Here is a 21924-nt window from a genome sequence, read left to right on the forward strand (position 1 = left end):
CGAATCGAACGTTTTTTCACGCTGTTTTCAGACGTTCGGCCAATGCGCTGGCCAGTTGTGCGGTCAATCCGTAGACCGATAATTGCGGGTTGGCCCCAATACTGGTGGGGAACAGCGAGCCATCGTGGATCGATAGATTGCGTAATTGGTGATGACGACCGAGGCTGTCGGCCACCGCGTTTGTCGGGTCTTCACCCATGGCGCAACCGCCCATCACATGAGCGCTGCCCAGGCAGGTGCGGTGCAGTTCCAGGTTCAAGCCGTCGATCAAGGTACGCGCTTCGGCCAAGGTTTTTACGTAGCGCGCATCGTGGTGCAGCGGTTTGACGGACTTGGCGCCCGCCGCGAACTGGATCTCGGCCATGCTGTGAAACGCCCGGCGCAGGCCGTCCCACGCATAGGGCGACACCTGATAGTCGAGCACCGGCGTGCCGTCGCCGCGCAGTTCCACGTTGCCGCCGGGGCTGTCGGGGTGGAAGCCGTCGCGCAGCAGCGCGAGCATGGCGTGGGTGTTGGGCAGTTGGCTCATGTCCAGGGCGTTTTGCGTGCCGTAGCCCCCCAGCAAGGTGCTGGCCAAGGCCGGATGCAAGGGGGGCGCCTCAAGCTTGTAGGACATTTTGCCAGTGGTGCCATCCTGCCACTGGAAATGGTCGGAGTAGATGGACTGTGGCGCGCCGTAGAACGGGTTGATCACCTCGTCGAACAAGGCGGCGGAAAAATTCACCAAGTGCAAAAAGGTGCGCTTGCCCAGCCGCGAGTGCGGGTCGGGTGCGTCCGAGCGCATCAGCAGCGCCGGGCTGTTGATGCCGCCGCCCGACAGCACGTAGTGCTTGGCCTTCACGGTAATCTTGCGCCCGGTGGGGGCTACGCAGCGCGCGTCCATCGCCAGGCATTCCAGGCTGCTGATGCGGTCGCCGCTGTAGTTCAAGCGTTCGGCGCGAGCCAGGTACAGCAGCTCGCCGCCTTTTTCCAGGGTGGATGGGATGGTGGTCACCAGCATCGATTGCTTGGCGTTGACCGGGCAACCCATGCCGCAATAGCCCAGGTTGAAGCAGCCACGCACATTGCGCGGGATCACATGCCAGCTGTAGCCCAGTTGCTCGCAGCCCTTGCGGATCACGTCGTTGTTAGCGTTCGGTGGCACGGCCCAAGGCGCGATGCCCAGGCGTTGTTCCATCTTCTCGAACCACGGCGCCATCTCGGCACTGCTGTGGCCTTTGACCGCATATTCGCTGGCCCAGTGGGCGAGGGTGGCGTCCGGGGTGCGGAAGCTGGAGGTCCAGTTGATCAACGTAGTGCCGCCCACGGCCCGGCCCTGCAGGATAGTGATCGCGCCGTCCTTGCTCATGCGGCCGATACCCTCCTGGTACAGGCTGGTGTAGGCCTCGTCCTCGAGCAACTTGAAGTCGCTGCTGGTCTTGAGCGGGCCTTCTTCGATCAGCAGCACCTTGTAGCCGGCGGCGCTGAGGATCTCGGCGGTGGTGCCACCACCTGCGCCGCTGCCGATGATGGCCACGTCGGCTTCCAGGGTCAGGTCGTTATCGAGGGCGGCGCCGTTGTGGGTTTTCCAGCCACGGGCAAGGCCTTCGCGGAACAGATCGGGTACGGGCATCAGGGTCGTCTCTTGTTTTTATTGTGGGGGATGCGAATCAGATCTTCGGCGGGCCGGGATAGCCGCAATGGGCCCACGCGGCCGGTTGGAAGTACCAGGCCATGATCACCAGTTTGAGCAGTGAGCCCTGGCCCATGCGCAGCAGGTTCAGGTAGCTGTTCTCCCAGCGGTGCAGGAAGTTGCGGATCTGTTCGCTGTCGGCGTTTTCCCAACTGCCCCAGATGCCGGTCAAAGGGCCGCGGGTGATGCCCATGCTCAATACGTCGAACAGTTGCTGCGTGAGCTTGAACATCTCGGGCGACAGGTGCTGCAGGCTGAAATCGAGTTTTTTCAGGGTGTCTTCGACGCCGCTGGCGATTTGCTGGGCACTGGCGACGCCCTCCAGCAACACCGGGATCACCGCGCGCAGAAACGGCAGATCGCTACTGCGCAGCAGGGCAAAGCCGCTGGCCGGTGTGCTGCTGGAGCAGCCGCTGAGGCTGGCGCCCAACCCGGCGGTGGCTAGGAAGGCGCTGGCGCACAGGCCGATTTTCAAGACGCCGCGCCGCGACAGCACGGGTGTTTCAGTCAGGCTAGGGTTCATTGTTATTGTTGTCCCGTGGGTGGCGGTATCAGCGAACGAATAACGTCTGGATCAACTTCTGGATGGATTTACCGTAGGGCGGGTAGATCAACTTGGCGGCGTTCAGGCGCTGTTTCACCAGCACACCCTTGGCCTTGCTGAAGGTCAGGAAACCTTCGTGGCCGTGGTAATGGCCCATGCCCGAAGGGCCGATGCCGCCGAATGGCATGTCGTCCTGGGCCACGTGCAGCAGCGTGTCGTTCAGGCAGACGCCGCCGGAATGGGTTTCGTGAAGGACGCGGTTCTGCTCGCCCTTGTTGTAGCCGAAGTAGTACAGCGCCAGTGGGCGAGGGCGCTGGTTGATGTAGGCAAACGCCTGGTCGATACCGCGATAGGGCACGATCGGCAGCACGGGGCCGAAGATTTCATCTTGCATCACCGTCATGTCGTCGCTGACATTCAGCAACAGGCTGTGGGCCATGCGCCGTGCCTGGCCTTGGTCGTACAGCGCAATCAGGGTGGCGCCTTTGTCGGTGGCGTCCTTGACGTAACTGTTGAGCCGCGCCAGTTGTCGCTCGTTGATGATGGCGGTGTAGTCCGGGTTGTCCGCCAGTGTCGGATAAAACCCGCGAACCGCTTTGCTGTAGGCCTCGATAAACCCATCGACGCGGTCTTCCGGCACCAGCACGTAGTCCGGCGCCACGCAGGTTTGTCCGGCATTCAAGGCTTTGCCGAAGGCAATGCGCTCGGCGGCGTCCTTGAGCGGCACATCGTCCGAGACGATGGCGGGCGACTTACCGCCCAGTTCCAGGGTGACCGGCGTGAGATGTTCGGCCGCCGCGCGCATCACATGCTTGCCGATGCTGGTGGCGCCGGTGAACAGCAGGTGATCGAAGCGCAGCCTGGAAAACGCCATGCCCACTTCGGCCTCGCCCAGCACCACGCACACCAGGTCTTCGGGGAAAATCTTCGCCAGCAGCGTTTTGAGCAGCTCACCGGTGGCCGGGGTGGATTCGCTGAGCTTGAGCATCACCCGGTTGCCTGCCGCCAACGCGCCGACCAGCGGCCCAATGGCCAGGTACAGCGGATAGTTCCACGGCACAATCACGCCAACCACGCCCAGCGGCTGATAAATGACTTTGGCTGACGCGGGTTGGAAGGCAATGCCTACAGAGCGGCGGGACGGTTTCATCCAGCCTTTGAGGTGTTTGCTGGCGTAGTGAATGCCGTGCAGGCTGGGCATCAATTCGGCGAACAGGGTTTCATCCGCGCTGCGGTGGCTGAAGTCCTGGCTGATGGCGTTGATCAGCGCCTGGCGCTCGTTGCTGAGCAGGTCACGCAGGGCCTTGAGCCATTGCTGACGCTGCCCGGCCGGTGGCATCGGGTTGGCCGCATAGGCGCGACGTTGTGCGTCGAACAGGGTCTGGAGTTGATCCAGCGCCTGGGAATCTTGCAGGTAGGCAACGTTGGCAGACATGGCGCGGCACCGATTGTTATTGGTCTGCCTGGATTTTTAGAGTCATTGCTCTAAATTGTCAAATAACATTGCAGCAACATGCAGATTTATCCTGGCAAGGATAGGCCGTAAGATGCTCTATCCCGTGTATAGAAGCTGATTCCCCTATGGCACCACGAGTAAAGACCAGCGAACGCATTGTGCAAACCAGCCTGGAGCTTTTTAACCAGCAGGGCGAGCGCAGTGTCAGCACCAACCATATCGCCGCCCATATGGAAATTTCCCCGGGCAACCTGTACTACCACTTCCCCAACAAGCAGGCGATTATCGCCGTGCTGTTCCGTGAATACGAAGCGCTGGTGGACAGTTTCCTACGCCCGCCCCAGGGGCGCGGTATGGTCGTGGAAGACAAGCGCTTTTACTTGCAGGCCGTACTGGCCGGTATGTGGCGCTACCGTTTTTTACATCGCGATCTTGAACACTTGCTGGAAAGCGACCCTGAACTGGCCACCGGCTACAGGCGGTTTTCCCAACGTTGCCTGACCCAGGGGGGCGCCATTTACCGAGGGTTTGTCGATGCCGGCATCCTCAATATGAACCCCGTGCAAACCGAAGCCCTGACCCTCAATGCCTGGATTATCCTCACCTCCTGGGTGCGGTTTTTGTGCACTACCAATGAAAACTCCGCGCACCTGAGTGCCGAAGCCATCAAGCGCGGGGTGTACCAGGTGTTGGTGTTGGAGGCGGGTTTTGTCACGCCCCAGGCCAAAGAGGCGGTGGATGCACTGTTCAAAGAGTTTTACGTGCCGTTGAACCAGGCACTGGAAGAAGTGAAGTAGCGCTTTCCCACATGCATTCGTAGGAGTTCGTCATGCCGCTTGCCCAACTGATCAGCCCCCAGCAATTGGCCGAACGCCGCGAGTGCGGTGCCTTGGTGATTCTTGATTGCCGCTTTGCCCTGGAAGATCCGGATTACGGTCGTTGCAGCTACGCCGAAGGGCATATCGAAGGCGCGCATTATGCCGACCTGGATCGCCATCTCAGCGGGCCGGTGACCAAGGGCGTGACCGGCCGTCACCCTCTGCCGGACGCGAACACATTCGCCGAGCAACTACGGGCCTGGGGTATCAGCGCCGACACCGATGTGGTGCTGTACGACGACGGCCCCGGCGCTTATGCCGCCCGCGCGTGGTGGCTGCTGGCCTGGCTGGGCAAGCGCGATGGCGTGTTTATTCTGGACGGTGGCCTCAAGGCCTGGCACAGCGCTGGTTTCCCATTGAGCCTGGACGCGCCGGTAATCGCGACGGGAAGCTTTGTCGGCAAGCCGGACAATCACCTGCTGCTGGACGCCGAGCACCTGCAAAAACGCCTGGGCCAGCCGGGCCTGACTTTGATCGACGCGCGCGCACCCGCGCGTTTTCGCGGCGAAGTGGAGCCCATCGATCCGATTGCCGGGCATATCCCCGGTGCGCAATGCGCGGCGTTCAACGAAAACCTCGGCAGTGATGGCCGCTTTCTGCCGGCCGAGCACCTCAAGCAGCGCTTTGCCGCGCAATTGCAGGGGCGCTCGCCAGAGGACCTGGTGGCGTATTGCGGTTCCGGGGTGACGGCCTGCCATAACCTGTTTGCCCTGAGCCTGGCGGGATACCCGTTGGGCAAGTTATATGCGGGGTCGTGGAGTGAGTGGATTACTGATCCGGCGCGGGCAATTGCTACGGGCGACTGAGTTTTCAGCCGTGTAAACCCAATCCAAATGTGGGAGGGCAAGCCCCTTCCACATGTTTAACCGTGTTGTGCCCTAAGCCATTGGGGAATGCGCCGCTCAAGGTAGTAGCCGGGGCGTTTCAGTGAGCCATCGACGAAGCCCACGTGCCCACCTTTGGCCGTCAGTTCAAACTCGGTGCACGCCGACAGTTCGCTGGCTTGCGGCAGGCTGTGCGCAAACACGAACGGATCATCCGCCGCCTGGATAATCAGCGTCGGCGTACGGATGGCGCCCAGGTAATAGCGGCTCGACGCCTGGCGGTAATAGTCCTCGGCACTCAAAAAGCCGTGCAGCGGCGCGGTCACCCGGCCATCGAAATCCCAGAACGTGCGCATCTTCTCCAGTGAGCCCAGGGCGCCCAGGGTTTTCAGGCCTTCTTCCCGGCCATCCTGTAGAAACTGGTGCTGCTTGACGCGGATATACGCCAGCATCTCGCGCATGAAGTGCTTCTGATACACCCGCGAAAAGCCCAGCCCGATGCGGTCTGCGCACTGGTCCAGGCGAAACGGTACCGACACCGCCGCAGCGCCTTGCAGCCCGGACGTTTCGCCGGTTTCGCCCAAATGCTTGAGCAGCACATTACCGCCCAGGGAATAACCCACGGCATACAACGGTGCCAACGGCCGCTTGGCGCGCAGATGGGCAATCGTTGCCGCCAAGTCTTCGCTGGCACCCGAGTGATAGCTGCGGTCAATAGGTTCGGCTCGCCGGAGCAGCCACGCCAGTTCAGCGCCACGCTGGCCCAGCCTTGAGCACCGAGGACTTTTTGCAGGCCGGCCACGTAGGGCGAGTTGGATGAACCGGTCAACCCATGCAGCACCAGCACCAACGGCGCTTGCACGTCATGGGGGCCATGCCAGTCGAGGTCGAGAAAGTCGCCATCGTCCAGCCACAGGCGTTCGCGTTGACGCTCGATAGGGGTGGAGGGACGCCACAGCGGCCCCCACAGGGTTTGCAGGTGGGGGTTGCCGAGGCCGAAGGCGGGTTTGAAGTGGTCAGACGGGTTCATGAACATCTCTTTGTGGCGGGCGAGCAAGCTCGCCACGACAGCCGGCTTGCCTGACAGCCCGCTCGCTGGGCTTATTCGGCACTCTCGACCAAACGATGCCACAGCGCGTAATACACCCGCCCGGACTTCTGCTCCCGATGCAGGCGCCACGCACCCGGCAAGCCCAGGCTGGACGGCGCGGTCTCGCTTTCGGTGTAGACCCACGCATCCGGCGCCAGCCATTGGCGCTCTTCCAGCAGCGTGCACACGGTAGGCAACAGGTTCTGGTTGAACGGTGGGTCGAGGAACACCACGTCGTATTCGCTGGCCGCCTGGGTTTCCAGGTAGCGCAGCGCGTCGGCGGTTTGCACCTGGCCGTTGGTGCAACGCAAGGTGCCCAGGTGTTCCTTGAGGCTGGACACCGCCACATTGCTCGCATCCAGCGCCTGGGCCTGCGCCGCACCACGGGACAGCGCTTCCAGGAACAGCGCGCCACTGCCGGCAAACGGGTCCAGCACCTTGGCGCCCGCGATATATGGTGCGAGCCAGTTGAACAGGGTTTCACGCACGCGATCCGGCGTGGGGCGCAAGCCCACGACGTCAGGGAAGCTCAGCTTGCGGCTGCCCCATTCACCGCCAATGATGCGCAGTTGGCCCACACCGTTGTGTACGTTGTGGACAGGTTTTTTCGGGCGAGATGAACTGGCCATTAATGCTCCGGAACCCCGAGCGGCTGCTCGGCGGGTTTGTCAGTGGGGGGCGGTAGTGGCTTTTGCGCAATCGTCGGGCCGGCGGTCACGATGACCATCTTGTCGGCGCTCAAGTGTTTGTTCAAGGCAGCCTTGACCTGCTCTACGGTCAGGGCCTGGGATTGTTTCATGAAATCTTCCAGATAGCTCAGCGGCAGGTTGTAGAAACCCATGACGCCCAACTGGCCGACGATATCGGCGTTGCTCGCGGTCGACAGCGGGAAACTGCCGGCCAGCTCGCGCTTGGCGTCATCCAGTTCTTTCTGCGTCGGGCCGGTCTTGAGGTAATCGGCCAGCACCTCCTCGACCAGGCGCAGGGTGCCGCCACTCATTTCGGCGCGGGTTTGCAGGTTGATCATGAACGGGCCGCGCACCTGCATCGGCGAGAAACTTGAGTACACGCCGTAGGTCAGGCCGCGCTTCTCGCGCACCTCGCTCATCAAGCGGGTGCCAAAGCCACCGCCGCCAAGGATCTGGTTGCCCAGGGACAAGGCTGCGTAGTCCGGGTCGGCGCGGTCGATGCCCAACTGGGCGAACAGTAGGTGGGTCTGCTTGGACGGGAATTCGATACGGCTCAGGCCTGCCTTGGGTTCGGTCGGCTGGGCGATTTTCGCCAGGGCCGGGCCTTTGGGCAGCGACGCGGAGACCTTGGCCGTCATGGCCTCGGCTTCGGCGCGGGTCAGGTCGCCCACCACTGCAATCACCGCATTGCCGGCGGCGTACGCCTTGGCATGGAACGCGTGCAGCTGCGCCTGGGTAATCTTCGGCACGCTTTCAGGCGTGCCTTCGCTCGGGTGCGCGTAAGGATGGTCGCCATACAAGCGCTTGAACAGCTCCAGGCTCGCCAGTTTGCCGGGGTTTTGCTTTTGGTATTCGAAGCCGGCGAGGATCTGGTTTTTGATGCGCGCCAGGGAGTCGGCGGGGAAGGTCGGCTGGCCGAGCACCTGGTCAAACAGCGCCAGGGCGGCTTCGCGCTTGTCGCTCGCGCTTAGGCTGCGCAGGGACACCAGCGCCATATCGCGGTAAGCGCCATTGCCGAAGTCGGCACCCAGGCCCTCGAAGCCACTGGCGATCTGGCTGACATCCTTGCCCGGCACGCCTTCGTTGAGCATGGCGTTGGTCATCAATGCCAGGCCCGGCACATCGCCGTCCTGGCTGCTGCCAGCGGCGAACAGGATGCGCACGTCGAACATCGGCAGCTCATGGGCTTCGACGAACAGCACCTTGGCGCCTTCGGCGGTGGTCCAGGTTTGCACGTCGAGCTTGCGGTTGGTCGGCGCCTTGCCGTCCAGCTCTGCCAGCGATTGCAGTTTTTCGGCTGATTGCGCCTTGTCCAGGGCCTGGCTGGCGACCGACTCGCTGGGGCGCAGGAGATACACGGCGCTGGCGGCGATCAATGTAACGGCGATCAGGCCGGGCAGGATCAGGCGGCTGCTTTTGCGATCACTCATGAGCGGTCTCCTCAGGCAGAACATGGGCGACGCTCAGACGTTCGCGGGTGAAATAGGTGCGTGCGGCCTTCTGGATATCTTCCGGGGTCACGCTTTGCAGGTCGGCCAACTCAGAATCCATCAGCTTCCAGGACAGGCCAACGGTTTCCAGGGAGCCGATGGCCGTGGCCTGGCTGGTGATCGAATCGCGCTGGTACACCAGGCCGGCAATGACCTGGGCGCGGATACGCTCCAGTTCTTCGGCGGTCGGCGGCTTGGCCTTCAACTCTTCCAGCAGGCGCCACAGGCCGGCTTCGGCTTGGGCGACGGTTTTTTTCTTTTGTTGATTGGGGGTGGCCGTCAGCATGAACAACGTGTCGCCACGGGTGTAGGCGTCGTAGTTGGTGGAAGCGGCGGAGACCAACTCTTCACCGCGTTCCAGCTGTTCGGAGATGCGCGCGCTGTAGCCGCCGTCCAACAGGGCTGAAATCAGGCGCAGGGCCTGCACCGAGCGCTTCTCTTCGGCAGTGGCCAGGCCGGGCACGTTGAAACCCAGGATCACGCTGGGCAGTTGGGTCTGCACATGCAGGGTCAGCAGGCGTTCGCCGGGTTCGGCCAGCTCCATCGGGATCTTGGCCGGAGGAACGTCACGCTTGGGGATCGGGCCGAAGTAGCGCTGGGCCAGGCTTTTTACTTCGTCCGGGGTCACGTCGCCGACCACCACCAGGGTGGCGTTGTTCGGCACATACCAAGACTGATACCAGTGGCGCAGCTCTTCGACTTTCATGCGGTCCAGGTCGGCCATCCAGCCGATGGTTGGCGTGTGGTAACCGCTGGCCGGGAAAGCCATGGCCTTGAAGCGCTCAAAGGCCTTGGACATCGGGTTATCGTCGGTGCGCAGGCGGCGCTCTTCTTTAATAACCTCGATTTCGCGGCTGAACTCGTCGGCCGGCAGGCGCAGGCTGGCCATGCGGTCGGCTTCGAGTTCAAAGGCCACGCCCAGGCGATCACGGGCCAATACCTGGTAGTAGGCGGTGTAGTCGTCGCTGGTGAACGCATTTTCTTCAGCGCCCAGGTCACGCAGGATCAGCGAAGCTTCGCCGGGACCGACTTTGGCGCTGCCCTTGAACATCATGTGCTCCAGGGCGTGGGACAAGCCGGTCTGGCCCGGGGTTTCGTAGCTCGAACCGACTTTGTACCAAACCTGGGAAACCACCACCGGGGCACGATGATCTTCGCGGACGACGACCTTGAGGCCGTTGTCCAGCGTGAATTCATGGGTGGGTTGTGGGTCGGCGGCCAAAGCTGAAAGGGGCAGACAAACTGTGCTGAGCAGCAGGCCTGCGGCGCGGCGGGCTAGAGCATTCATTCGTTTTTAAACCTGTTGGGCTGCCCGCTTGGTCTTAGCGTCGGCGGGCGAGGAGGTGCTAGGATACTGGTCCGACTTAAGGACGGCCACTGCGGCTGTCTTGTTAAGGCTCTATTTAGGCCTTACAAAATGTTGCGCATGAACGAGCTGGCTAAAAAACAGTCTGTTACGCATCGTATTTTATTTACCGACGCGCCCCTTGGCGCGTCGCTACCTTGAGATAGCCGTCTCCATGTTTGGTTCCAACGACGACAAGAAGACCCCAGCTGCGGCTGGCGAGAAGAAAGGCCTGTTCGGATGGCTGCGCAAAAAGCCGCAGGAAACCGTCGTCGAACAGCCGCAGGTTCAAGCTGAACCGACCCCTGAACCCGTAATCGATGCCGAACCGGTTGCCGAAGCGCCGGCGCCGGTGGTGTTGCCGATGGCTGAGCCGGTGTTGCAGCCGGTCGCCGAGGCCGCACCGGAGCCCGAGCATACGCCATGGCCGCAGTTGCCGGTGGCCGAAGAGCCGGTCGCTCTGGTTGAGGATGTGCAGGCCGAGCACGTGGTGCCGCCGATTCCAACGGTGATTGAACCGGAGCCGGTAGAACACGTCGTGGTTCAAGCGCCGCCGGTCGTTGAAGTCCCCGCGCCTCTGGTTGCCGCACCTGCTGTCGTCGAGCCTGCGCCCGTCGCGCCATCAACCGAAACCGGCAAGACCGGCTTCTTCGCCCGCCTCAAGCAAGGCCTGAGCAAAACCAGCGCCAGCATTGGCGAAGGCATGGCCAGCCTGTTCCTGGGCAAAAAGACCATCGATGACGAACTGCTGGAAGACATCGAAACCCGTCTGCTCACCGCCGACGTGGGTGTAGAAGCCACCGCCGTGATCATCCAGAGCCTCACGCAGAAGGTTGCGCGCAAGCAGTTGACCGATGCCGACGCACTGTACAAATCCTTGCAGGCCGAGCTGGCTGCGATGCTCAAGCCTGTTGAAGCACCGCTGGTGATTCCCCCGAAAAAACCGTTTGTGATCCTGGTGGTGGGCGTCAACGGCGCCGGCAAGACCACCACCATCGGCAAATTGGCCAAGAAGCTGCAACTGGAAGGCAAGAAAGTCATGCTGGCCGCCGGCGACACCTTCCGCGCCGCTGCCGTCGAGCAGTTGCAAGTGTGGGGTGAGCGCAACAAGATCCCGGTGATCGCCCAGCACACCGGTGCCGACTCCGCTTCGGTGATCTTCGATGCCGTGCAAGCCGCCAAGGCGCGCAACATCGACGTGCTGATCGCCGACACCGCCGGGCGCCTGCACACCAAAGACAACCTGATGGAAGAGCTGAAGAAAGTGCGCCGCGTGATCGGCAAGCTTGACGCCGACGCGCCCCACGAAGTGCTGCTGGTGCTCGACGCCGGCACCGGCCAGAACGCCATCAGCCAGGCCAAGCAATTCAACCAGACGGTGCAACTGACCGGCCTGGCGTTGACCAAGCTCGACGGCACGGCCAAAGGCGGCGTGATCTTTGCCCTGGCCAAACAGTTCGGGTTGCCGATTCGTTATATCGGCGTCGGTGAAGGCATCGACGACCTGCGCACCTTTGAAGCCGAACCCTTTGTACAGGCACTGTTTGCCGAGCGGGAGCGTTCATGATTCGATTCGAACAGGTCGGTAAACGCTATGCCAACGGGCATGTGGGCTTGCATGAGCTGAGCTTTCGAGTGCGTCGCGGCGAGTTCTTGTTTGTGACCGGCCATTCCGGCGCCGGCAAAAGTACCCTGTTACGCCTGCTGCTGGCCATGGAACGCCCCACCACTGGCAAACTGCTGCTGGCAGGCCAAGACCTGGCCACCATCAGCAATGCGCAGATTCCGTTCCTGCGCCGTCAGATCGGCGTGGTGTTCCAGAACCACCAGTTGCTGTTCGATCGCACCGTCTTCAACAACGTTGCGTTGCCGTTGCAGATCCTGGGGTTGTCCAAGGCCGAAATCATCAAGCGCGTGGATTCGGCCCTGGAGCGCGTGGCGCTGTCGGACAAGACCGACCTCTACCCTGGCGATCTGTCCACGGACCAGCAACAGCGCGTCGGCATTGCCCGCGCCATTGTCCACCGCCCGGCCTTGCTGCTGGCCGACGAGCCCACCGGTAACCTCGACCCGCGCCTGGCGGCCGAGATCATGGGGGTGTTCGAAGACATCAACCGCCTGGGCACCAGCGTACTCATCGCCAGTCACGACCTGGCGCTGATCGCACGTATGCGCCACCGCATGCTGACCCTGCAACGCGGTCGCCTGATCGGTGACGGGGAGGCCGGCGTATGAGTGCCACACGCAGCCCTAAAGTATCCGAACGCGTGGCGCCCAAGCCGGCCGACCCGCAACCGAAAAAGAAAAAACACGACGACGATGACGGCCCGGACTTCAGCACCCTGCTGCGCGCCTGGATCGAAAGCCATCGCGCCAGCCTGATCGACAGCCTGCGCCGCCTGGGCAAACAGCCAATCGGTAGCTTTTTCACCTGCCTGGTGATGGCTGTGGCCTTGAGCCTGCCGATGGGCTTGTCGCTGTTGCTCAATAATGTGGAACGCCTGGGCGGCTCCTGGCAACGTGCGGCGCAGATTTCGCTGTACCTGAACCTGGACGCCAGCACGCAGCAGGGCGAAGCGTTGCGCGACGACATCAAGAACATGCCCGGCGTGGCGGATGCCGAGTACGTCAGCCGCGATCAGGCGCTTGAAGAGTTCCAGCAACAGTCCGGCCTGGGCGAGGCGCTCAAGGAGCTGCCGCAGAACCCGCTGCCGGGCGTGGTGCTGGTGACGCCGAATGAAGTCGACAAACCGGCCCTGGAAGCCCTGCGACAAAAACTCGCAGAGCTGCCCAAGGTGCAACAGGCGCAACTTGATCTAGTCTGGGTAGAGCGCCTGGCCGCGATCCTCAAGCTGGGTGACCGTTTTGTGTTCGGCCTGACGGTGTTGTTGGTGTCTGCATTACTTTTGGTGATAGGTAATACCATTCGTCTTCATATTGAAAACCGTCGCACCGAGATAGAAGTGATTAAACTGGTCGGCGGCACGGACAGCTATGTGCGTCGGCCTTTTCTGTACATGGGCGCGCTATATGGCTTCGGTGCTGGGATTTTGTCCTGGGGAGTGCTGGCATTTGGCCTGAACTGGCTGAATGACGCGGTTGTCGGGCTTGCTGGCTTGTACGGCAGCGATTTTGCCCTGGCCGGCGTGCCGGTGGCCGATGGTCTGAGTCTCTTGCTTGGCGCGGTCTTGTTGGGGTATATCGGTGCGTGGATCGCGGTGGCGCGGCATTTACGCGAGCTGGCGCCGAAGTAGTTTAGTTAATGTCAGATTAATGTGGTTTCGTTTGTATTGGCCGTATCAGCGGTTTAGGGAACTTGTCCTACGGTTCCCAGGTCAATTTTCGCAGTGCTGAACTGCACGAGTTATGTGAGTCGGAGGTTTTTTCGTATGACCACTTCTTTGCAACCTGCTTATGCCTTGGTCCCGGGTGCGAACCTTGAGGCCTATGTGCACACGGTCAACAGCATTCCCTTGCTGACGCCCGAGCAGGAGCGTGAACTGGCCGAGAGTCTCTACTATGAGCAGGATTTGGGGGCGGCTCGGCAGATGGTGCTCGCCCACCTGCGTTTTGTCGTACATATCGCCCGTAGCTACAGCGGCTACGGCCTGGCCCAGGCTGACCTGATCCAGGAAGGCAACGTTGGCCTGATGAAGGCGGTAAAGCGCTTCAACCCTGAAATGGGTGTGCGCCTGGTGTCGTTCGCCGTGCACTGGATCAAGGCGGAAATCCACGAGTTCATCCTGCGCAACTGGCGCATTGTGAAAGTCGCGACCACCAAGGCCCAGCGCAAATTGTTCTTCAACCTGCGCAGCCAGAAGAAACGCCTGGCGTGGCTGAACAACGAGGAAGTCCATCGCGTGGCTGAAAGCCTCGGTGTGGAGCCTCGCGAAGTGCGCGAGATGGAAAGCCGCCTGACCGGCCATGACATGGCCTTCGACCCGGCTGCCGAAGCGGACGACGACAGCGCCTTCCAATCGCCGGCCAACTACCTGGAAGACCACCGGTACGACCCGGCGCGTCAACTGGAAGACGCCGACTGGAGCGACAACTCCAACCACAACCTGCACGAAGCCCTGGAAGTGCTGGACGATCGCAGCCGTGACATCCTCTACCAGCGCTGGCTGGCGGAAGAAAAAGCCACGCTGCACGACCTGGCCCAGAAGTACAACGTGTCGGCCGAGCGGATTCGTCAGCTTGAGAAAAGCGCGATGAACAAGTTGAAACTGTCGATCGCCGCTTAACGGGCGACACGATCAAACGGTGGGAGGAGGCTTGCTCCCGATAGCAGAGTGTCAGTCCACATCCACGTGGCTGACCTACTGCAATCGGGAGCAAGCCCCCTCCCACATTTGTTTTGTGTCGTGTCAGTCGGACCAGGGTGCTTTGCGAGCGTTGTTCAGTTCCGCGAGATAGCCGTCCCCACCTAACTGGCTCATCTGCTGGCGAATCCACGCCGCGCGCCGTGCCACGTACGCCGTTGGATGGCTGGCGCTCCACACCCGCGGATTAGGCAATACCGCCGCCAGGTAACTGGCTTGCTGCCGCGACAGCCCCTTGGCACTCACCCCAAAATGGTGCCGCGCCGCCGCTTCGGCACCAAACACCCCTTCATCCCATTCCACGCTGTTGAGGTACACCTCAAGAATCCGCTGCTTGGGCCACAACACCTCGATCAGTCCGGTGAACCACGCCTCCAGGCCTTTGCGCAAATAACTGCGACCGGCCCATAGGAACAGGTTTTTCGACACCTGTTGGCTCAACGTACTGGCGCCGCGAATCGATCCGCCACGCTCGTTGTGCAGGATCGCCGCCTGGATCGCGCCGAAATCGAAGCCCCAGTGCTGCGGGAAGCGCTGGTCTTCACCGGCCATCACCGCGACTTTGAGGTCATCGGAAATCTCGTCCCACGGCACCCAGGTGCGTTGCAGGTCGATAGGCTCACCGTCGAACCAGGATTCGACCTTGCGTTCCACCATCAGCGCAGTGAACGGTGGCGGGACGACACGCAACAGCAGCACCAGCAAGACACTGCCAATGGCAAACCATTTCATGACGTTGAGACAGCGTTTGAAGAGGAGACGCAGCATAGAGATGGCTTGGCCGAACCCGTTGAGCGGGCCATTATACAGACCCTGCCCGATGAGTCTGACTGGAGTTCCTCATGCTGCGTAGCTTTCTGATGCTGGCTGCCTTTTTCGGCTTCACCGGTGTGGCCCTCGGCGCCTTCGCCGCCCACGGCCTGAAAAACCGCCTGAGCGCCGAATACCTGGCAATCTTCCACACCGGCGTGACGTACCAACTGGTGCACACCCTGGCCCTGTTCGGCGTTGCGTTGCTGGCGGCGCACCTGCCGGGCCGCCTGGTGACCTGGGCGGGCATCGCGTTCGTGGTCGGCATCCTGCTGTTCTCCGGCAGCCTGTACGTGCTGACCCTGACCGGCATCAGCAAACTCGGCATCATCACGCCGTTCGGCGGTCTGGCCTTCCTGCTCGGCTGGTTGCTGTTGGGGCTGGCCGCTTGGCGCTTGCAGCTGTGACCGCTTGACGCTTGGAGCTGACCTTCATGCCCCAATCGGGCTAGAATGCTGGCCCCTAAAAACGATGGCGGCCCGTGGCATGCGCATTCAGTTGAACGGCGAACCCTTTGAACTGCCCGACGGTGAAACCGTTGCGGCCCTGCTGACCCGCCTGGACCTGACCGGGCGTCGCGTCGCAGTGGAGCTCAACCTGGATATCGTCCCGCGTAGCCAGCACGCCGAGACCGCGCTGAAAGAAAACGATCAGGTCGAAGTGGTCCATGCCATTGGCGGCGGCTAGTCGCCTCCCCGGATTCTGCAGAACCTCACCCCATTACGAGGATTTCCCATGAGCATCGTTCGTAGCGACAAGCCTTTCGTCCTGGCCGGTCGTACCTACCAGTCCCGTTTGCTGGTCGGCACCGGCAAGTACCGCGACATGGAAGAGACCCGCCTGGCCATCGAAGCCTCGGGCGCCGAAATCGTCACCTTCGCCGTGCGTCGCACCAACCTCGGCCAGATCGAGGGCGAGCCGAACCTGCTCGAAGTGCTGTCACCGGACCGCTACACCTTTTTGCCGAACACCGCCGGTTGCTACGACGCCATCGAAGCCGTGCGCACCTGCCGCCTGGCCCGCGAGCTGCTCGACGGTCATAACCTGGTGAAGCTGGAAGTGCTGGCCGACCAGAAAACCCTGTTTCCCAACGTGATCGAAACCCTCAAGGCCGCCGAGACCCTGGTCAAGGAAGGCTTTGACGTGATGGTCTATACCAGCGATGACCCCATCATTGCACGTCAACTGGCCGAAATCGGCTGCATCGCAGTGATGCCGCTGGCCGGTCTGATCGGCTCCGGCCTGGGTATCTGCAACCCTTACAACCTGCAAATCATCCTCGAAGAAGCCAAGATCCCGGTGCTGGTGGATGCGGGCGTGGGCACTGCCTCCGACGCGACCATCGCCATGGAACTGGGCTGCGACGCGGTGCTGATGAACTCGGCCATCGCTCATGCCCAGCAACCGATCATGATGGCGCAAGCCATGAACCACGCCATCGTCGCGGGCCGCCTGGCCTACCTCGCCGGGCGCATGCCGAAAAAACTCTACGCCAGCGCCTCTTCGCCGCTGGATGGTCTGATCAAGTAAGAGCCATTGATGACTGAATCAAACGAAACGCCGAACACCCTGGAAGCAGGCGACGAGTCCAAGCACCGTCGCATCAAGAGCTTTGTGATGCGCGCCGGTCGCATGACCGAAGGCCAGCAAAAAGGCCTGGAGCAAGGCACGCCGCTGTTCGTATTGCCGCTTGCCGACGCGCCGGTGGATTACGACCAGGTGTTCGGCCGTTCGGCCCCGCGTTCCCTGGAAATCGGCTTCGGCATGGGCCATTCCCTGCTGGAAATGGCCGCCGCCGCGCCGGACCAGGACTTCATCGGCGTGGAAGTACACCGTCCGGGTGTCGGTGCTTTGCTCAACGGCGTGCTGACCCAGGGCCTGACCAACCTACGGGTTTACGACTGCGACGCGATCGAAGTGCTCAACCGCTGCATCGCCGACAACAGCCTCGATCGTCTGATGCTGTTCTTCCCCGACCCTTGGCACAAAGCCCGTCATCACAAGCGCCGCATCGTCCAGGCGTCCTTCGCCGAACTGGTGCGCAGCAAGCTGAAAGTGGGCGGCATTCTGCACATGGCCACCGACTGGGAGCCGTATGCCGAATACATGCTGGAAGTGATGAACGTCGCCCCTGGCTACCGCAACCTGGCAGAGGACGGCAAATGCGTGCCGCGCCCGGCTGAGCGTCCAATCACCAAGTTCGAGCGTCGCGGTGAGCGATTGGGGCATGGGGTTTGGGATTTGAAGTTCGAGAAGTTGGCTTAACTCGCCACTGACTTGTAATGCAATCAAATGTGGGAGGGGGCTTGCTCCCGATAGCGGTGTGTCAGCCAAAGATTTGGTGGCTGACACACCGCTATCGGGGGCAAGCCCCCTCCCACATTTGTTATGTGTTGGGTTTGAGATCAGCGGCGGTCAGCCACTACCCCAATCAACACCAGCACCACCACCAGCACCGGCGCCAGGCTGTAGTTGTTGAACTGGCTCAACCCTCGCACAATCCACGGCGTGGCGTAGATCAGCGCGGCACCGCTGCCGATCATGCATAGCAGGGCCATCAGCGGCACGCGCAGGGCGCCGGCAATGCTGCCCAGGCGCGCTTCGACCCAGCCCTTGATGTCGGCGCCGAACAGCACCAGCAAGCAGCCGACGAGGGCCAGGGAGATTTCCGACAGGTTGCTACGGCTCCAGCGGGATACGGTGGCGAGCAGGTCGAGTACCAAATCCATTCGATTTCCTTAAGAGCGTCAGCTCAAAAACTTCTGCAGCAGGTCATTGAGAAAGAGTTGCCCGCGGTCGGTGGCCGCCAGGCGTGACGGTTCGACCTGCATTAAGCCACTTTGTTCTGCCTCGCGACGCGCCTCGTCAAGGCTGGCCAGGTCGAGGCCGGTACGTTCGGCATAAAGCCTGGCGTCGACGCCGTCGGTGAGGCGCAGCGCGTTCATCAGGAACTCGAAGGGCAGCTCGTCGTTGGTCAGTTCCTTCGCACCGACCTGGAAGCTTTTGGCCGGGTTGAGGTAGTCCTTTGGTGCGCGGGTTTTCCAGGTGCGCACGATACGCCCGTCCGGATGGCTGAGCTTGCCATGGGCGCCGGCGCCGATGCCGATAAAGTCGCCGAAGCTCCAGTAATTCAGGTTGTGCCGTGCCGGGCGGCCCGGTTGGGCGTAGGCCGACACTTCGTATTGGGCGTAACCGTGCTCGGCCAGCAGTGCCTGGCCAGCTTCCTGAATGTCCCACAGGGTGTCGTCTTCCGGCAGCGCGGGCGGCTGGTTCCAGAACACGGTGTTGGGTTCCAGGGTCAACTGGTACCACGACAAATGTGTGGGCTTGAGTGCGATGGCCTGGCGCAGGTCGCTCAGGGCGTCGTCGAGGGACTGGTCGGGCAAGCCGTGCATCAGGTCCAGGTTGAAGTTATCGAACCCGGCCTGGCGCGCCATGCCGGCGGCGCGAACGGCCTCATCGCCGTTGTGGATGCGGCCCAGCGCCTCGAGTTTTGCCTGTTGGAAGCTCTGGATGCCGATGGACAGGCGATTGATCCCCAGTTTGCGATACGCCACGAACTTTTCTTGTTCGAAGGTGCCGGGGTTGGCTTCCAGGGTAATTTCGATATCGCCGGCAAACGGGATGCGCGCTTCCACGCCCTCGAGCAGGCGGCCCAGTGCCGCTGCGCTGAACAGGCTGGGCGTGCCGCCACCAAAGAAGATCGAGCTCAGCTCCCGCCCGTAAACGGCGTGCAGGTCCTGGTCCAGGTCAGCCAGCAAGGCGTCTACGTACTCTTCTTCCGGAAGCACTGCGCTTGCGGTATGGGAGTTGAAGTCGCAATAGGGGCATTTGCGCACGCACCACGGGATGTGGATATACAGCGCCAGGGGCGGCAGTACTGGCAAGGCCGCCCGAGGTGGTTGCGCGCCGCCATGGATCAGCGCCAGCGCCGGAGTGTCGTGGGTCATTTCAGGCCCAGGCGTTGGCGCAGCAGATCCATTGCACGGGCGCGGTGGCTGATCTGGTTCTTGTCGGCCGGGCTCAGTTCGGCGCTGGAGACATTGCGCTCCGGCACCCAGAACAGCGGGTCATAGCCAAAACCATGCTCGCCACTGGCCGCATGCAGGATGCGCCCGTGCCACAAACCTTCGCAAAGGATCGGCAGTGGGTCGTCCGCATGGCGCACCAAGGCCAGCACACAGACGAACTGCGCGCCGCGCATCACGTCCGGCACGTCCTTGAGAGCGTCGAGCAGCTTGGCGTTGTTGGCGGCATCGCCTTTGCCGTCGGCGTAACGGGCCGAGTAGATGCCAGGGGCGCCGCCGAGGAAGTCCACGGCCAGGCCAGAGTCATCCGCCAACGCCGGCAGGCCAGAAATGCGCGCGGCATTGCGGGCCTTGAGGATGGCGTTCTCGACAAACGACAGGCCGGTCTCTTCGGGCTCCACCTGGCTGAACTCGCCAATTGAGCGCAGTTGCACGGACTCGCCGAGCATGGCCTGCAGTTCTTTGAGTTTGCCGGCGTTGTGGCTGGCCAGTACGAGTTGTGTGAGCGTCATCAGTTGGCCGGGAACAGTTCTTGGTTGAATTGGAAACCGTGGGCTTTGCCACCGGTTTCGACGTTGATGGTGAACGTCTTGTATTCGCGCTGCGTCACGGAGTAGGGCGCCAGGTAGCTGATCCCGCCTTTCTCTTCGATTTGCTTGAACGTCAGGATCTCGCTTTTACCACCCAAGTCCTTGATGGTCCCGGTCACCTGCGCGGCGACTGGGGTCACGCCCTTGATCACGGTCACATTGATCAAGCCCTTTTCCTTGCTGCGCACCACGCCGATTTTCTGTGCAGTCTCTGGCGGCAGGAAGCTTGAGGTAAAGGTGTTGTAGTGAACCGTGATGTCACCGAAGTCTTTCTTGCGATTCGCGTCGATAGTGTCCGCAGCCATGGCGTTGGCGCCCAGGCACGCAGTCAGTAGAAAAATAGCCAGACGACTCATGAGCGTCCCTCTTGAAATGATTAGACGGCAATCTTGTGGTCGGTCAGGCCAGGGCTGCTGACCCGGTAGATACCGATTTCGCCCAACAGGTTGGGCCATAGCTTACTCGCCCAGCCGTGGCGATGCTGTTGATCGACGGCCAGGCGGTTGATCACCTTGGCTTCACGCTCGCCACATAGCGCTTCGAAGTCTTCAAAGGTGCAGAAGTGGATGTTCGGCGTGTTGTACCAGGTGTAGGGCAGGAAATCCGATACCGGCATGCGGCCCTTGGTGGCCAGGTACCAGCGGCAGCGCCAGTGCCCGAAATTGGGGAAGGTGATGATGCACTGGCGGCCTACGCGCAGCATTTCGTCGAGGATCCGGTCCGGGTAATGCACCGCTTGCAGGGCCTGGGTCATCACCACGATGTCGAAGCTGTTGCTGGCAAAGTTGCCGAGGCCCTTGTCCAGGTCCTGCTCAATGACGTTGATGCCCTTGGCCACGCACTGGGCGATGTTGTCCGGATCGTTTTCCAGGCCGTAGCCGGTGACTTGCTTGTGGTCGCGCAGCCAGCTCAGCAGTTCGCCGTCGCCGCAGCCCAGGTCGAGCACGCGGCTGCCGGCGGGGATCCAGTCTTGGATGATGTCCAGGTCGGCTCTCATGGCGTTCTCACAAGCGAAATACGGTTCATGTAGTTACTGAACGCCTGCAGGTAGCGTGGGATCGGAATCAGGAAGGCGTCGTGGCCTTGCGGTGCGTCGATCTCCAGGTAGCAGACGTCTTTCTTGGCGGCCATCAGGGCATCCACCAGCTCACGCGAGCGCGCCGGTGAGAAGCGCCAGTCGGTGGTGAATGACATCACGCAGAACTTGGCTGTGGCGTGCTCGAAGGTTTTCGCCAGGTCATCGTCGTGATTGGCAGCCGGGTCGAAATAGTCCAGGGCCTTGGTCATCAGCAGGTAGGTATTGGCATCGAAACGCCCGGAAAACTCCTCGCCCTGATAGCGCAGGTAGCTTTCCACCTGGAATTCGACGCTGTGGAAGTCGTAGTTGAGCTTCTCGCTCTTGAGGCCACGGCCGAATTTCTCGCCCATGGAATCGTCGGACAGGTAAGTGATATGCCCGACCATCCGCGCCAGCATCAAGCCGCGCTTGGGGATCACACCCGCTTCCTGGAACGAGCCGCCGTGGAACTCGGGGTCGGTAAGGATTGCCTGGCGCGCCACTTCGTTGAAGGCGATGTTCTGTGCCGACAACTTGGGGGCCGAGGCGATGGCCAGGCAGTGGCGCACTCGATCCGGGTAAGTGATGGTCCATTGCAATGCCTGCATGCCGCCCAGGCTGCCGCCGATCACCGCCGCCCACTGGTTGATGCCGAGCAGGTCGGCCAGGCGCGCCTGGCTGTGCACCCAGTCTTCCACCGTGAGCACGGGGAAGTCGGCGCCGAATGGCTTGCCGGTTTCCGGGTTGAGGCTGCTGGGGCCGGTGGAACCGTTGCAACCGCCGAGGTTGTTCAGGCTGACCACAAAGAACTTGGTGGTATCGATGGGCTTGCCGGGGCCGATGCAGCTGTCCCACCAGCCGGGCTTGCGCTCGTCGGCAGAGTGGAAACCGGCGGCGTGGTGATGGCCGGACAGGGCGTGGCAGATCAGCACGGCGTTGCTCGCCGTGGCATTCAATTGGCCGTAGGTTTCATAGATCAGGTCGTAGGCTGGCAGCGAGCGACCGCAGGCCAAGGCCAGGGGTTCGCTGAAGTGCGCCACTTGCGGCACGACCAGTCCAACAGAATCGGGGGGAAGGCAGCTGGCATCGACCCTGCTCTCGTTTAAATGAGGCGTAAGTCTAAAGAGCG

At 61.8% G+C, this 21924-nt stretch carries 22 protein-coding genes and 2 pseudogenes; 10 read left to right on the top strand and 14 right to left on the bottom strand.

Annotation, left to right across the window (positions count from 1 at the left end; all coding sequences use genetic code 11):
- Nucleotides 1-16: 16 nt before the first annotated feature.
- The 3 genes from AB4O23_RS05770 to AB4O23_RS05780 are packed head-to-tail and all read right to left on the bottom strand — an operon-like array spanning nt 17 to nt 3651.
- A complete protein-coding gene (locus AB4O23_RS05770; RefSeq protein WP_017530946.1) occupies nt 17-1612 on the bottom strand; it encodes a GMC family oxidoreductase in 1596 nt (531 codons plus the stop codon).
- Between the two features lie 37 nt (nt 1613-1649).
- Nucleotides 1650-2195, bottom strand: coding sequence for a hypothetical protein (locus AB4O23_RS05775; protein ID WP_017530947.1), 546 nt, complete (start codon nt 2193-2195; stop codon nt 1650-1652).
- A gap of 28 nt (nt 2196-2223) precedes the next feature.
- Nucleotides 2224-3651, bottom strand: a complete 1428-nt coding sequence (locus AB4O23_RS05780) for a coniferyl aldehyde dehydrogenase (protein WP_267863750.1) — start codon at nt 3649-3651, stop codon at nt 2224-2226.
- A 146-nt stretch (nt 3652-3797) separates the two neighbouring features.
- On the opposite strand from AB4O23_RS05780, the gene AB4O23_RS05785 reads away from it, so the two are divergent.
- A complete protein-coding gene (locus tag AB4O23_RS05785; protein ID WP_017530949.1) occupies nt 3798-4469 on the top strand; it encodes a TetR/AcrR family transcriptional regulator in 672 nt (223 codons plus the stop codon).
- Nucleotides 4470-4501: 32 nt separating this feature from the next.
- Nucleotides 4502-5356: a sulfurtransferase gene (locus AB4O23_RS05790; protein WP_017530950.1), complete on the top strand. Its 855-nt coding sequence runs from the start codon at nt 4502-4504 to the stop codon at nt 5354-5356.
- A gap of 56 nt (nt 5357-5412) precedes the next feature.
- Here AB4O23_RS05790 and AB4O23_RS05795 read toward each other — a convergent pair.
- The 4 genes and pseudogenes from AB4O23_RS05795 to AB4O23_RS05810 all read right to left on the bottom strand — a co-directional run bounded on the left by AB4O23_RS05795 (nt 5413) and on the right by AB4O23_RS05810 (nt 9931).
- Nucleotides 5413-6404: pseudogene (locus AB4O23_RS05795) on the bottom strand (hydrolase).
- 71 nt (nt 6405-6475) lie between these two features.
- On the bottom strand, nt 6476-7093 hold the full coding sequence (gene rsmD, locus AB4O23_RS05800) for a 16S rRNA (guanine(966)-N(2))-methyltransferase RsmD (protein ID WP_017530952.1): 618 nt from the start codon (nt 7091-7093) through the stop codon (nt 6476-6478).
- Nucleotides 7093-8583: a M16 family metallopeptidase gene (locus AB4O23_RS05805; protein WP_017530953.1), complete on the bottom strand. Its 1491-nt coding sequence runs from the start codon at nt 8581-8583 to the stop codon at nt 7093-7095. The genes rsmD and AB4O23_RS05805 overlap by 1 nt, the downstream gene beginning before the upstream one ends.
- A complete protein-coding gene (locus tag AB4O23_RS05810) occupies nt 8576-9931 on the bottom strand; it encodes a M16 family metallopeptidase (RefSeq protein WP_460085172.1) in 1356 nt (451 codons plus the stop codon). The genes AB4O23_RS05805 and AB4O23_RS05810 overlap by 8 nt, the downstream gene beginning before the upstream one ends.
- Nucleotides 9932-10163: 232 nt before the next feature.
- Between AB4O23_RS05810 and ftsY the strand changes: the two genes are divergently transcribed.
- From ftsY to rpoH, 4 genes are all read left to right on the top strand, one after another.
- The gene (ftsY, locus tag AB4O23_RS05815; RefSeq protein ID WP_460062572.1) at nt 10164-11555 is read left to right on the top strand and encodes a signal recognition particle-docking protein FtsY; all 1392 of its coding nucleotides are present in this window, start codon (nt 10164-10166) and stop codon (nt 11553-11555) included.
- Nucleotides 11552-12223: a cell division ATP-binding protein FtsE gene (gene ftsE, locus AB4O23_RS05820; protein WP_460116489.1), complete on the top strand. Its 672-nt coding sequence runs from the start codon at nt 11552-11554 to the stop codon at nt 12221-12223. The genes ftsY and ftsE overlap by 4 nt, the downstream gene beginning before the upstream one ends.
- On the top strand, nt 12220-13242 hold the full coding sequence (ftsX, locus tag AB4O23_RS05825; RefSeq protein ID WP_017530956.1) for a permease-like cell division protein FtsX: 1023 nt from the start codon (nt 12220-12222) through the stop codon (nt 13240-13242). Before ftsE ends, ftsX begins: the two co-directional genes overlap by 4 nt.
- 135 nt (nt 13243-13377) lie before the next feature.
- Nucleotides 13378-14232 carry an RNA polymerase sigma factor RpoH gene (gene rpoH, locus AB4O23_RS05830; protein WP_003176698.1) on the top strand — a complete coding sequence of 285 codons (855 nt, stop codon included), beginning with the start codon at nt 13378-13380 and terminating at the stop codon, nt 14230-14232.
- Nucleotides 14233-14355: 123 nt separating this feature from the next.
- Here the strand turns inward: rpoH and mtgA are convergent, their stop codons facing one another.
- Nucleotides 14356-15078 carry a monofunctional biosynthetic peptidoglycan transglycosylase gene (gene mtgA, locus AB4O23_RS05835; protein ID WP_017530957.1) on the bottom strand — a complete coding sequence of 241 codons (723 nt, stop codon included), beginning with the start codon at nt 15076-15078 and terminating at the stop codon, nt 14356-14358.
- A gap of 74 nt (nt 15079-15152) precedes the next feature.
- On the opposite strand from mtgA, the gene AB4O23_RS05840 reads away from it, so the two are divergent.
- The 4 genes from AB4O23_RS05840 to trmB all read left to right on the top strand — a co-directional run bounded on the left by AB4O23_RS05840 (nt 15153) and on the right by trmB (nt 17385).
- The gene (locus AB4O23_RS05840) at nt 15153-15527 is read left to right on the top strand and encodes a DUF423 domain-containing protein (RefSeq protein ID WP_017530958.1); all 375 of its coding nucleotides are present in this window, start codon (nt 15153-15155) and stop codon (nt 15525-15527) included.
- A gap of 79 nt (nt 15528-15606) precedes the next feature.
- Nucleotides 15607-15807, top strand: coding sequence for a sulfur carrier protein ThiS (gene thiS / locus AB4O23_RS05845; protein ID WP_017530959.1), 201 nt, complete (start codon nt 15607-15609; stop codon nt 15805-15807).
- Between the two features lie 48 nt (nt 15808-15855).
- Nucleotides 15856-16650, top strand: a complete 795-nt coding sequence (locus tag AB4O23_RS05850) for a thiazole synthase (RefSeq protein WP_017530960.1) — start codon at nt 15856-15858, stop codon at nt 16648-16650.
- A 9-nt stretch (nt 16651-16659) separates the two neighbouring features.
- Nucleotides 16660-17385, top strand: a complete 726-nt coding sequence (gene trmB, locus AB4O23_RS05855; RefSeq protein ID WP_058426548.1) for a tRNA (guanosine(46)-N7)-methyltransferase TrmB — start codon at nt 16660-16662, stop codon at nt 17383-17385.
- A 140-nt stretch (nt 17386-17525) separates the two neighbouring features.
- Here trmB and AB4O23_RS05860 read toward each other — a convergent pair whose 3' ends face one another.
- From AB4O23_RS05860 to metX, 6 genes and pseudogenes are all read right to left on the bottom strand, one after another.
- Nucleotides 17526-17849 carry a DUF3392 domain-containing protein gene (locus tag AB4O23_RS05860; RefSeq protein WP_003176691.1) on the bottom strand — a complete coding sequence of 108 codons (324 nt, stop codon included), beginning with the start codon at nt 17847-17849 and terminating at the stop codon, nt 17526-17528.
- Between the two features lie 18 nt (nt 17850-17867).
- Nucleotides 17868-19070, bottom strand: coding sequence for a radical SAM family heme chaperone HemW (gene hemW / locus AB4O23_RS05865; protein ID WP_460085169.1), 1203 nt, complete (start codon nt 19068-19070; stop codon nt 17868-17870).
- Nucleotides 19067-19663 (bottom strand): RdgB/HAM1 family non-canonical purine NTP pyrophosphatase, encoded by a 597-nt coding sequence (gene rdgB, locus AB4O23_RS05870; RefSeq protein WP_026067507.1) that lies wholly within the window; start codon nt 19661-19663, stop codon nt 19067-19069. The genes hemW and rdgB overlap by 4 nt, the downstream gene beginning before the upstream one ends.
- Nucleotides 19660-20094, bottom strand: a complete 435-nt coding sequence (locus AB4O23_RS05875) for a DUF4426 domain-containing protein (RefSeq protein ID WP_017530963.1) — start codon at nt 20092-20094, stop codon at nt 19660-19662. Before AB4O23_RS05875 ends, rdgB begins: the two co-directional genes overlap by 4 nt.
- 20 nt (nt 20095-20114) lie before the next feature.
- Nucleotides 20115-20735, bottom strand: a complete 621-nt coding sequence (gene metW / locus AB4O23_RS05880) for a methionine biosynthesis protein MetW (protein ID WP_003234603.1) — start codon at nt 20733-20735, stop codon at nt 20115-20117.
- Nucleotides 20732-21882: pseudogene (gene metX / locus AB4O23_RS05885) on the bottom strand (homoserine O-succinyltransferase MetX). Before metX ends, metW begins: the two are co-directional and overlap by 4 nt.
- Nucleotides 21883-21924 lie beyond the last annotated feature (42 nt).

The sequence above is a fragment of the Pseudomonas sp. H2_A10 genome (assembly GCF_054680085.1).